Below are 11979 nucleotides of genomic sequence, written 5' to 3'. Positions count from 1 at the left end.
CCCTCTTGTAAGGGGCTTTTATATATTCCGGAAAATTAGTTTCACTAAAGTTAAATGCAAGATTATTCTAAATGAAAATAGATCAAAAATCCGTTTTTATTTTAAACTCATCTAAAGGAAAGAGAATACTAATAAAAACATCATCAATTCCATATCTACATCATAAAACTTTCAGGAAACCATCTAAATCCTTTACCAGAAGGTTCTTTCTTAGTAAAACCTAAACCCGGCCAAGGCAAATGATAGGCAAAAGCTCTTGCTTTAGTTTCAGATAATTGTTCAAGAAGTTTTATTCTGGAACTAGTTGCAATATCCAAGTCTGTATCTCCAAAATATCCCCAATCAGGATGTGGGAACAAAACAACATCTGAATGTATCAAATCCGCAATATAAAGCAACTTCTCATTTCCTGAAGAAATAGTCATAACTGTTAAACCAGGTGTATGTCCCGGAGCTAATTGAAATCTGAAATTATCATATAATGTTTGATTCAAATCAAAGAAATTCAACTTTGGTTTGATTGTTTTTAAAATATTTTGGATAGGCGGAATAATCTGATTCAAAAATTCAGGTTGCTCTTTCAATGCGCTATTACCGAAATCTTTAATTGTTGCCTGAAGCCAAAAATCATATTCAATTTTAGAAATAAAAATTTTCGCATTCGGAAAAACAAGATTATTCTGTTTATCTACTACTCCACCAATATGGTCAGGATGAGCATGAGAAAGAAAAATATCTGTAATATCATTTGGAGAAAAACCAGCTTTCGCAAGGCTTTTCAATAAAAATCCAGTCGTAGAATCAGCAAAAATCCCCATTCCTGTATCTAATAAAATAAGCCTGTCTTTTGTTTTAACCAGCAAAATATTCATGGCCATATCGATGTAATCATCAGCTCGAAAATTTTGTTTAAGAATATTCTTCAATTCTGAAACATTTCCTCTTGGCGCAAAAGAAGTCAGATTTTTCTCATGAATAAAACCATCCGTAAGAATGAATAAATCTAATTCTCCCAATTTCAATTTCTTATATCCTGAAAAATCATTTTCTGGATTAATATTTCTCTTTTTTATTCCTGCAAAAGCGTTTGAAAAAGGTACCAAACTCAATGTACCAGCCAATAATCCGCTTTTAATAACTTCTCTTCTGTTCATAATTTTAAATGTGTGCTTTTCTAATTTTAATCATACTTAGGATAAATAATCCTAGAATTCCTATTACAAAATATCCTTCTGCAACCTGTAGTTGAATTTCAGGTTTTATTATACTTGCAACTCCGTAACTTACCGCCGATGTAATGATAAAAGCCACTCCGCCTGTGAGACCTCCAGCAATACCTGCGGAATTTGGAAATCTACCAACACAATAGGCATAATAATTATTAAAAATAAATCCGGCTGTTACATGAATTACAAAAGCAAAAACTACCAAGCTATAAATATTATTAATGAAAAATGACTCTACAAACATCAAAACAATCAAGCCAAGCTGGATAAAATTGGCATACCTAATCTTTGGTAAAAATTCTTTTTTAATGAGTGCTTTTCCTAAAAAACCACCTGTCATCCATGCAAAACCAAGAAACAACGAAACATAACCAGTTGCTACTTGTGGATACCCCAATTTGTGCTCAATGATAAAAGCTCCACAGAGATTGAAAAAGAATACCATTGCATAACTTAATCCGCACATTAGCATACCATAGAAAAAGTCTTTAGTTCTGAACATTGTTTCATATTCTTTTATTAAAAACTCAAGATGAAAAGGATTTCTCCTCTTCAGTGTTTCACCAGAGAATATTAATTCAAAAATTAAAACCAATACACTATACCCTGCCAAAAAATAAAAATTAGATTGCCAACCAAAGATTTTTTGTAAATATCCTCCAATAAACGGAGCTACAATCGGACCAACCGACCATACAATCGTCATTATGCTCAAATAATGTTTTCTTTCCTCACCTTCATACACATCAACAAAAAAAGCCCTTTTCGAAACTGCCACAAAACCCGATAAAACACCCTGTAAAACCCTCATTGCATAAATCACCATAATGCTTTGCGTAGTTGCTGTAATTAAAAAAGTAACTGCAAACAAAGCCAATGAAACCAACGATATTCTATACCTTCCAAATGAATCAACAATACTTCCTGCAAAAAATTGGGTAATACCGTAACTAATCAAAAATATAGATAATGTAAGCTGAATATTACTTTCCGGTTGATGCAATTCTGTCGCCATACTCGGCATTGAAGGGAGGTAAATATCTGTAGCGAAACCAGACATCGGAAATATAGCAAATGCCAAAATAGTAGCTATAAATTTATTCTTTTCTTTAAGAGTATTCATTTTGCTATTCAAAAGTTAATAAAAATGCTGATTTCCAAAAATAAATCTGAAAATCTCATTTTTTTGATGATAAATTTTAGTTGTTTACTAATTTCATTGAACCTTCGGTATATCTTTCTCCGACATTTGGATACTTTTTCAGTATAGAATCAATTATTTCCAAATCTGATTTAGAAAGTTTTATACTTGCAGCAGCAATATTTTCTTCTAAATATTTGATGCGTTTTGTTCCAGGAATTGGGATAATATCATTTCCTTGATTCAGAACCCAAGCCAATGCCAACTGAGTTCCTTTTATACCTTTTGATTCAGCAAAATCATTAATTTCTTTTGCTAATTTTCTATTATTTTCAAGATATTCAGCTTGATAACGAGGTAAGGTTTTTCTAAAATCTTCGTTGGCAAAATTCTGAATCTCATTAATATTCGAGAAAAACCCTCTTGCTAATGGAGAATAAGGTACTAAAGTAATCCCTAGCTCTCTAATGGTAGGCAAAATTTCGTTTTCAACATCTTTTGTTAAGATAGAATATTCTGACTGTAAAGCCGTAATTGGATGAATTTTGTTTGCCTTTCTGATGGATTCGGGAGAGGCTTCGGACAATCCTAGATATTTTACTTTTCCGGCTTTCACCAAATCTGCCATAACACCTACAGTTTCTTCAATAGGAATATTTTTATCAACACGATGTGCATAATAAAGGTCAATCTCTTCAATTTTCAATCTTTGAAGGCTAAAATCGACTGCTTTTTTTATCCATTCCGGAGAACCGTCAAAATAAGTTCCCGAATCTGCACTATGACTTGCTTTTTCTCCTTTAAATCTAAATCCGAACTTTGTAGCAATGAATATTTTATCACGATTGGGTACTAAAACTTTTGAAATAAGTTTTTCATTCTCCCCATTTCCGTACATATCTGCTGTATCCCAGAAATTGACACCTAAATCTAAGGCTTTATGAAGCGTATTAATACTTTCCTGTTCGTCCGAAGGACCATAAGCGAAACTCATCCCCATACATCCCAAACCAATAGCAGATAACCCTTGTCCCGTTTTTCCTAATTTTCTAAATTCCATAATTATTTGTGACTTAAAATTTATAGAACAAAATTAAAACGGAGATTTGTGTAATCACATATAGAATTCAAACGAAGAATTATAAAATTCAAACAATAGAATTTCTAATCATATTTGGAGTCATTCCTGTTTGTTTTTTAAAATAATTTGTAAAATAGGCAGGTTCTTCAAAGCCTAAACCATAGGCTATTTCAGAAATATTCCAGTCGGTATGTTGTAATAAAGCATTAGCTTCCTGAATAATTCTTGAACTAATCTGCTGACTTGTGGTTTTCCCAGTAATTTCCTTTACAGAACGGTTCAGCGAATTTACATGAATAGAAAGACTTTCTGCGTAATCGGTGGGAGTTTTCAATTTTAAATTTCTCTCAGGACTGTCAATAGGAAATTGCCTCTCCAACAACTCCATAAACAAAGACACCACTCTCTGTGAAGCATTCTGATACGGCTCGTAATTATCTGTAGGCTGCATTTTCATGGCTTCATGCATCAAGATGTAAAGATAATTTCTCAGCATATCATATCGATGAATATAATCTGACTCTATCTCCTCCATCATCTTCATAAAAATATGTGACATAGAGCATATCATTTCTTCATCAACAAAAAAAACAGGCGAGCCTCCCACTTTGAAAAGCTGTGAATCCTGAAGATTTCCCAATCGGTTTCCGTTTTGTAAAAATTTGTCAGTAAAAAGACAAAACCACCCCTTTTGATCAGCATTATCAGCTTCCCAGGAATAAGGGACAACAGGATTGGAAAACAGCAGAGCGGGTCTATCGATTTTCAGCCATTTGTCTGCATAATGAAGAGTTCCAGTACCTAAAATCAATGAAATTTTATAATAATCTCTCCTACTATAAGGTGTTGACAATGAGCAATTATCCCTTGAGAACACATTAAAATGCCCCAATCCTGAATTCAAAAGACAAGAAGGAAAAACCTTTGCCTGAATCCGTTGATAAAAGTCTTGTATTGATTCTGATGATTCCATAATTCAAAATTATAAAATTCAAACAACAATTATATTATAAAATAATTACGATTGATAAAATAAAATGACTGATCTTGCGACCAGCCATTTTTTAAAATTGAATGTATAGTTGATAATTGTTTTAATGGTGATGCTTTTTGTCTAAATCTTTCTTATGGATTTTTGACTTATGAGCCATATGTTTATATCTTTTGTCATTATTTTTATTTCTGTTATACACAGCAACCGGATTTTGGCCTTTATAGTATTTATTTTTAAACTTCAAATACTTCTCACGTCCCAAAATTCTTTCTAATTCAGAATATCTATCATTTCTCCAACCGTCAGGATTATGTACATATACCTTATTCCAAGAATCATAATTTGAATATCTGTCATTTAAAGCATAAATCTGGTTTGCCTGAGTTTTTGATAATACCAAATCAACGATTACATTTTGCCAATTAATATCTGAAACACTTCTTCTGTAATCATTATAGTAATCCGACTGCGCATAACTTAAACTAAATGTTCCTAGTAATAATGCTGTTAAAAATAATTTTTTCATTTTGCTTCACTTTTGAATTAATCTAACATTTTCAATTAAAATGCCAAATCAATTTCAACCAATCCCAAAGTTTGTTAAATTTATCACAACTAACTGATAATCTTATAAATAAATTATCCTTTTATTACAAATTCATCAATCTCTTTCATTTGATATTAAAATAAAGACTCATCAATTTCAACAAATCATTTACATTTCTTAATTTTTTAATAATTATTTTTAAAAAATTATAAATTAAATCCAAATATCATTTTTAATTTGTAATTTTAAAGAAAAGAGATTCAAAAAAGAATCTTAACTCGCATTATTAATTCAACTCAATATCAATAATTATGGAAAATATAAAATTTGAAGTATCTCCATATCAAGATGAATTGCAGATATTAATTGATGGAAAAAAGGTAGGTTATATGTCTATAGAAGTTGACGGTAGACTATTAATCGTGTATTATACGAAACTTGATGAAGAACGTGAAGGGAAAGGATATGCTAAAATGCTTTTGGATGAATTGGTACGCTATGCCGAAGAAAAAGATCTTCTTGTAGATCCTGAATGCGATTTTGTAAAACAACAGTTTGAGCATCATCCTGCAAGATATAAAGATATCTGGCATGCTTAATTTAGCCTTTCCACCAAACTTTAAACTTTTTTTCTGGTTTATTCAAATCAACCGGTTCACCAATCATGGGTGTCATAATATTTAAGTTTTGAGCTTGCCCAAGACTTGTGACTTTTTCCAAAGGTTCATTCCATGCATGAAGAGCCAATGCAAACTTTGAAGAGTGAACAGGGATAATATTTTTTGCATTCACATCAAGACTAGCCTGAATTACATCTTCAGGTAACGCGTGAATATATTTCCATGCATCATTGTATTGCCCATTCTCCATAATTGCGAAATCAAACGGCCCATATTTATCTCCGATCATTTTAAAATGAGTGTCATATCCGCTATCTCCTCCCAAAAATATTTTCTTCGTTGGAGTTTCAAGAACATAAGAAGTCCACAAAGTAAGATTTCTTTTCATTTTTCGCCCCGAAAAGTGCCTTGCCGGAGTAAAAGTTATTTTAAGATTATTTTTTAAAACCGCTTCTGCACCCCATTCTTCCTCAATCAACTGATTTTCAGAATAGCCCCATTTTTCAAGATGAGCACCTACACCTAAAGGTAGAATTACCTTTCCGACCCTGTCTTTAATTGATTTTACAGTCGGATAATCCAAATGATCATAATGATCATGCGTGATAACAAGATAATCTATATGAGGAATATCTTCAGGCTTAAAAATATCTGCTCCAGCAAAAGCTTTATTAAAAAACTTAAACGGAGAACCATATAAACTTAAAACAGGATCGATCAAAAAAGATACCCCATCAGTTTGAATATAATAAGAAGAATGCCCCAACCAAACAAAAATATCCTGTTCTTTTGGTATACTTTTCAAATCCGTATAAACAGAAGGAATATCTTTTAAAGGTTTCAAAAGCGGATCTTTCTTACCAAAGAAGAAATCATACATCACTTTTGGCATACTATATCCTTCCGCAATAGATGGTGTATAGCTAAGATTATGAAACTGATTATTCTTGTAATGTTTAGACTGCTTCATTCTTTCAAGCCGTTTTCCTTTCGCTTCTGCACCAAAAGCTTCCTGACTTGTAATAATAAAATATGCTAAAACTATTAAAGTAACTATTATAACAACTGAATATATCATCTATATAGAAAATAATGAATAAATACCAAAAAATTCCAGGATTAAAATAATAAAACTGAAAATAAAACTGCTATTCTTTAACTAATATTATGCCGTTTTTAAAATAATTTATCACTTATTAGTTCTTACATAATCTTAAACTTTATAAATTTGACAACCAAATCTCTAATAATTGAAAAAATACATCCTTATTCTATTTTTTTTAATTTTTAATTCATGTGTTTCCGTAAAAAAACATAATGAACAAAGAGCATCTTTCATCACCCCAGAAAAATTGAAAGAAGATGTAGATTTCGCTTATTCTAAACTAAAAAAAATGCACCCAAATCTATATTGGTACATTTCAAAGGAAAGTTTAGACCATAAATTTGACAGCGTTAAACAGACCATAAATCAGCCATTAACACCACTTCAGTTTTATTTTAAGCTACAACCTGTTATTACAAGCATTAGAGAAGGTCACCTTTCGCTTAAAATTCCGAGAAAAAAAATTACAAAAAGAGAGTTTAGAAATTTAAAACATAAAAAACCTTTGTTTAGCCGTTTTGATTACTATGTAGGCAATGATCATCTGTACATTATCGAAAATAGAGATTCTATTCAAAATATAAAACCTGGAACCGAAATCTTATCAATTAATAATGTTCCGGTTTCTAAGTATATGAAAAAATATAAATCATTAATCAATAGTGATGGGTTTAACGATACCTTTCAGCCTTATTTTCTGAAAGATGTATTTTTTAGTTTCTATATCTCAGAGAACGGACTTACAGACAAAGCTACCATTGAAACATTATACAACGGAGAAAAAAAGACATATACCCTAACTCGAGAAGTTAAGTCTAAAAATGAACTTGAAAAAGACAAAGAATTAAAAAAAAGGAATCAGGAAAAGAAAATAAATGACTTTGTAGCTTACAACAATTCCTATAACCGAAATTTTAAGTTTCTTGACAAAGACAGTACAATCGCTTTCATAAAAATAAAAAGCTTCTCAAGAGAATTTTCTGATAAGTTTTATAAAGAAGCTTTTACAAAGATTAAAAATGCAAAATCTTCTTATCTTATTATTGATGTTCGCAATAATTACGGAGGGTCACTAGATGAAATCAATAATCTATACTCTTATCTCGCTCCCGAACCATACGTTTTGATAAAACCGTCTCAGCTAACATCAAAAACGACTCCATTAAAAACTAATTATTTCAGAAAAAGTAAACCTTTTGAGTATGCCATAAAGAGTATTTTTTATCCAAGTTATTTCATTTCACAAGCTTTCAGCACCTACAAAAAAGACGGAAAAGTGTATTATAAAATGAAAGCAAGTAAACTAACTCAACCCAATAAAAATGCTTTTAAAGGAAAAGTTTTTGTCTTAATAAATGGAGGAAGCTTTTCAGCATCTTCAATCATAACGTCTAAACTTAAAAACGATAAAAGAGTAACTCTTGTAGGTGAGGAAACAGGAGGAGCCAACGATGGTACTGTTGCTGGTTTTTATTCTTACCAAAAACTTCCAAACTCTAAAATAAAGCTACCCATCGGCCTTCTTTTGGTACAACCTAATATCACTTTTACAAATACCAAACGAGGTGTAATTCCGGATGTTACAATAACGGAAGGGATACAGGATATCATTGATAAAAAAGACCCGCAACTAGATTGGGTAAAAAATGAAATAGCAAAGGAAAAAGAGAAAGGAAATAAATGATTTAAATAGTTTCGGCGGGCTTTTAGCCCGCCGAAACTTTATTTTTTCAATTGTTCTACAAGGTTTTCAACCTGTTTAATATATCTTCCGTACAGTTTTTCAAACCACCATCTACCAAACAAAAACAAAACAAATAAAGTCGCCAAAAGGGTGATAATGGTCGTTAATGCAATTTGCAAATCAGACAATGGTACAGGACGTGGGATAAACTCTAAAACAATTATTAACTCACAAACCAAAAACGGAGCAAAAGCAACATAAAACGAAAGATAATATTGTTTGTTTAAATCAAGCTGATGCAACAAATCGAGCAATCCGTCATACGTTTTCATAGCGGTATTTGACATATCTTTATACAGCCCGAAGAACTTACTAAAAAAGAAAAATGTAACAAAAACCATTGAAGCTATAAGTATTGAAATATAAAACTTAAACTTAAAAGGAGCTTCACATACTAAAATCAACCCAAAAGCAAAAATAAAAACCCCAACTGTGGACCAAAATTCCATTCGCATATTTTTACGTATTTTTTCTAATGGAAGGTTGATTTCATCTCTTTGTTCGATGCTGATTTCCGGAGTTTCTCCTAAAGCATCATCTTCGTTCCATGCTTGTTTTAATTCATCTATATTCATTGTTGTGGATTTAAAAAATTAATGTTTTTACAATTCTTAAGTTCAGATCATGAAATAAAAATCCTGAACATTTTTTTATTTCGAGTTTAAGATATCTTTCAATTTATTTTTGGCGCGATTCATTTTTACCCTTACATTTCCTTCCGAAATACCCATTTGTTCTGCAATCTCTCTTCCAGAAAAATTCTCTAAATAGTAGAAAATAAAAGCTTTATCGATGGGATTTAATTGATGAATCGCTCCATACATTTTTGCAAATTTTTCTTCCCTTTCATGATTATATTCATCTTCTACTATATTCAAATTAGTAAAATCTTCATTTCCTATAAAACTTCTCCTTTTTTCAGCTTTAAAGAAAATAATTGCTGTGTTCAAAGCAATCCTATACAACCATGTTGAAAATTCACTCTCTCCTTTGAATTTAGGATAAGCCTTCCAAACCTGAAAAGTTATCTCCTGAAAAAGATCATCCCTGTCGTCTTTCTCATCCATATACATCTTAGAAATCTTAAAAATGATTCCCTTATGTTTTTCAATTTTATCTAAAAATTCCTGTTCAAATGAGCTCATGATTTCATACTCTAAAGAGTTAGTTAGTTCCTCAAAAAATTGTTACAACTTTTATAAATAAAAATAAAAAAACCGATAGAAAAATTCCTATCGGTTTTGATGTGTGTTTTTTTAGCCCCCATCTATATCCCCCTCTTTTTTCGAAACTATTTTTATCTGAATTAATCTGGCTTTAACCTTCTTATATTAAATGTTTCACAGTTAGTAGAAAAAAAGTAGAAATGTTACACTTTAATATTAAAAAATCCAATAAAATTTAATTTTTAAATTAAAACCTTGTTTCAAGAGGCTTCTAGGGGGCCTTTAAAAACACAAAGTTTTTGATTATTCCACTACAATTTTCTTTGAAATTGTATTTTTAGCTGAATTTACTTTTACTAAATAAACTCCTTTTTGAACTCCATTAATTTCAATTTTGTTTGTTCCTTTATTCAGTTTTTGATTTTGTTTTACTATTCTTCCTGAAATATCATAAATCTCAAATGATGCATCATTCAGATTATTTTCAATAGTAAACACTCCATTTTTAACAGGATTCGGATAGATTTTAAACTGATCCTTATTATTATTGTTTACCTCATTTGTTGCTAAAGCTCCATCCCCGATACCCACAGCATACCAAGCTTTTACATTTTGAAGCTGTTCATTTCCATTCGCTCCATACAAATCTGTTACTGCTTGTTTTGTAAAATTATAAGCGTCCATATAGTTTGTATTCGGAGTCATATAAGTTGTTAACGCTCTGTAAATAATTTTTTCAGCTTTATCGATACCTATTCCTGTTACACTGAATGTATTTCCGATATCATTTGTACCTGAACCACCTGCAGACAATAAATAAAACCAATAATTTCCTACTCCACTATTGGTGTGAACACCTCCTTTATCTGTATTCAAATCTGTAGGATCTGCCCAATGTGTTCCGTTGTAAGTATCCGGTTGAGGACCTCCCAACAACGACTGCGCATTATTAGGGTTTGACAAATCTCTAATATGAGGTGTTGGTGAAGCATCAAATAGTGACGGTTTTGTAATACCCTCTCCCATTGTCCAGTTTGGAGTTACATTTGAATAAAATTCAATCGCAGTTCCCATCATATCTGCAATAGATTCATTGATTGCTCCTGATTCTCCTTCATAATTCAAACCTCCCAATCCATTTCTTCCAATAATTAAATGTGAATATTCATGTCCCGCAACATCTACTGCAACAAGCGGATTGGCAAGACTAAACAAACCGTTGTAAAATGTTCCGTTTCCGTATAACATACATACAATTCCTCCATATAAAGGTGTATCTAAAGCTCCCGCATTTAATCCTCCAGCACTAGGACCAAAATCAACATTATAATAATTATCGATTTTAGAACCTAAACCGTCATAACTATTTCTATTATGCTTGTTTATATAATAATCATAAGCGGTTTTCATTCCCCAATGAACTTCTACTGCCGGTTTCGTTGCATCTGTTGTAAAATTTGCCGTAGGGCTGATATATTCTTCAACATTGATAATTCCGCCATTCACAGTATCGATATCAAGATTTGTCCCGTTCATGGTATGAATGTTTCTTGTATTGTCTTTCAAACGATATTGTCCATTATAAGAATCTACAGTAATTGACTGATTTCCTTTATAATAAGTTGCACTTACCGAAGGTGTATCTGCATCATGCAGTCTTGAAAGTTTTTTTATGATTGCGCTTGTATTATTATCTATATAATAGGTATAAGCCTGTATAGGATTCATAGATAATGCTTCAACTTTAGAGGTATGGTATGTTTCTGCACTTCGCCCCTTATTTACTTTAGCAATAACTTCTTCTACATTTGAAACCGTTATTTTTCCTTGAGCTTTAATATCAGAAGCAATTATTGATTTTATTTTCGTAGAAGTTGGCTGTTGTTTAGGAGAAAGATTAATATTCGTAATTATTTCACCATTTACATAAATGAGTTTACCATCTTTTTCATGTACCAAAACCATATCATCCATCACCTTCACTCCTTTATAGTAATGTTCATAAGTAGAATGTTTAATTCCTAACTCATCCTTGGTTTCTTTAACCAGTTTATAAGAATGATCATTATCTGTGCCCAGCCATTCACCTAAGTGACTCGTTAAAAAACCGGAAGGAATATTTAATCCACTAAAGTTTGCATTAAAATTCCCCATCACAGAAGTTTTACTGATTCTAGGCAAATCTTTAACAGAAATCTCTTGATTATCTCTGTTTTGAGCCTGAACTATTGATAAAGGAGCAATACCTAAGGCCAGGGTAAAAGCCAAGGTTTTGATAATAGTAGTGATTTTTTTCATATTTTACTTTAATATTTCACAGTTAGTAGAGAAACATTAAAAATGTTACATAAAATT

At 31.4% G+C, this 11979-nt stretch carries 11 protein-coding genes; 2 read left to right on the top strand and 9 right to left on the bottom strand.

What is annotated here, in order from left to right; translation table 11 throughout:
- Positions 1-155: 155 nt before the first annotated feature.
- The 5 genes from OH806_RS14780 to OH806_RS14760 all read right to left on the bottom strand — a co-directional run bounded on the left by OH806_RS14780 (position 156) and on the right by OH806_RS14760 (position 4968).
- A complete protein-coding gene (locus tag OH806_RS14780) occupies positions 156-1154 on the bottom strand; it encodes an MBL fold metallo-hydrolase (RefSeq protein ID WP_264744448.1) in 999 nt (332 codons plus the stop codon).
- Between the two features lie 4 nt (positions 1155-1158).
- The gene (locus OH806_RS14775; RefSeq protein ID WP_264744447.1) at positions 1159-2349 is read right to left on the bottom strand and encodes an MFS transporter; all 1191 of its coding nucleotides are present in this window, start codon (positions 2347-2349) and stop codon (positions 1159-1161) included.
- Between the two features lie 76 nt (positions 2350-2425).
- A complete protein-coding gene (locus tag OH806_RS14770; protein WP_264744446.1) occupies positions 2426-3427 on the bottom strand; it encodes an aldo/keto reductase in 1002 nt (333 codons plus the stop codon).
- Between the two features lie 88 nt (positions 3428-3515).
- Positions 3516-4421 (bottom strand): helix-turn-helix domain-containing protein, encoded by a 906-nt coding sequence (locus OH806_RS14765; RefSeq protein WP_264744445.1) that lies wholly within the window; start codon positions 4419-4421, stop codon positions 3516-3518.
- Between the two features lie 121 nt (positions 4422-4542).
- Complete coding sequence (locus tag OH806_RS14760) at positions 4543-4968, bottom strand: hypothetical protein (protein WP_264744444.1); 426 nt, start codon at positions 4966-4968, stop codon at positions 4543-4545.
- A 332-nt stretch (positions 4969-5300) separates the two neighbouring features.
- Here OH806_RS14760 and OH806_RS14755 point away from each other — a divergent pair, with 332 nt between their 5' ends.
- Positions 5301-5588 (top strand): GNAT family N-acetyltransferase, encoded by a 288-nt coding sequence (locus tag OH806_RS14755; RefSeq protein ID WP_264744443.1) that lies wholly within the window; start codon positions 5301-5303, stop codon positions 5586-5588.
- A gap of 1 nt (position 5589) precedes the next feature.
- Here the strand turns inward: OH806_RS14755 and OH806_RS14750 are convergent, their stop codons facing one another.
- Positions 5590-6687, bottom strand: a complete 1098-nt coding sequence (locus OH806_RS14750; protein ID WP_264744442.1) for an MBL fold metallo-hydrolase — start codon at positions 6685-6687, stop codon at positions 5590-5592.
- Between the two features lie 172 nt (positions 6688-6859).
- Between OH806_RS14750 and OH806_RS14745 the strand changes: the two genes are divergently transcribed.
- Positions 6860-8398 carry a S41 family peptidase gene (locus OH806_RS14745; RefSeq protein ID WP_264744441.1) on the top strand — a complete coding sequence of 513 codons (1539 nt, stop codon included), beginning with the start codon at positions 6860-6862 and terminating at the stop codon, positions 8396-8398.
- Between the two features lie 38 nt (positions 8399-8436).
- On the opposite strand, the gene OH806_RS14740 is transcribed toward OH806_RS14745, so the two are convergent.
- From OH806_RS14740 to OH806_RS14730, 3 genes are all read right to left on the bottom strand, one after another.
- A complete protein-coding gene (locus OH806_RS14740) occupies positions 8437-9033 on the bottom strand; it encodes a hypothetical protein (RefSeq protein WP_264744440.1) in 597 nt (198 codons plus the stop codon).
- A gap of 75 nt (positions 9034-9108) precedes the next feature.
- Positions 9109-9603 carry an RNA polymerase sigma factor gene (locus tag OH806_RS14735; RefSeq protein WP_264744439.1) on the bottom strand — a complete coding sequence of 165 codons (495 nt, stop codon included), beginning with the start codon at positions 9601-9603 and terminating at the stop codon, positions 9109-9111.
- A 324-nt stretch (positions 9604-9927) separates the two neighbouring features.
- Positions 9928-11922: a M4 family metallopeptidase gene (locus OH806_RS14730; RefSeq protein WP_264744438.1), complete on the bottom strand. Its 1995-nt coding sequence runs from the start codon at positions 11920-11922 to the stop codon at positions 9928-9930.
- Positions 11923-11979 lie beyond the last annotated feature (57 nt).

The sequence above is a fragment of the Chryseobacterium oryctis genome (assembly GCF_025971925.1).
Classification (GTDB): Bacteria; Bacteroidota; Bacteroidia; order Flavobacteriales; family Weeksellaceae; genus Chryseobacterium; species Chryseobacterium oryctis.
This window is presented reverse-complemented; position numbering and strand designations above follow the sequence as displayed.

Coding starts and splice junctions, on each gene's coding strand:
- OH806_RS14730 (WP_264744438.1), bottom strand. CDS start 11,922: ATGAAAAAAATCACTACTATTATCAAAACCTTGGCTTTTACCCTGGCC.
- OH806_RS14775 (WP_264744447.1), bottom strand. CDS start 2,349: ATGAATACTCTTAAAGAAAAGAATAAATTTATAGCTACTATTTTGGCA.
- OH806_RS14750 (WP_264744442.1), bottom strand. CDS start 6,687: ATGATATATTCAGTTGTTATAATAGTTACTTTAATAGTTTTAGCATAT.
- OH806_RS14740 (WP_264744440.1), bottom strand. CDS start 9,033: ATGAATATAGATGAATTAAAACAAGCATGGAACGAAGATGATGCTTTA.
- OH806_RS14765 (WP_264744445.1), bottom strand. CDS start 4,421: ATGGAATCATCAGAATCAATACAAGACTTTTATCAACGGATTCAGGCA.
- OH806_RS14735 (WP_264744439.1), bottom strand. CDS start 9,603: ATGAGCTCATTTGAACAGGAATTTTTAGATAAAATTGAAAAACATAAG.
- OH806_RS14770 (WP_264744446.1), bottom strand. CDS start 3,427: ATGGAATTTAGAAAATTAGGAAAAACGGGACAAGGGTTATCTGCTATT.
- OH806_RS14755 (WP_264744443.1), top strand. CDS start 5,301: ATGGAAAATATAAAATTTGAAGTATCTCCATATCAAGATGAATTGCAG.
- OH806_RS14760 (WP_264744444.1), bottom strand. CDS start 4,968: ATGAAAAAATTATTTTTAACAGCATTATTACTAGGAACATTTAGTTTA.
- OH806_RS14780 (WP_264744448.1), bottom strand. CDS start 1,154: ATGAACAGAAGAGAAGTTATTAAAAGCGGATTATTGGCTGGTACATTG.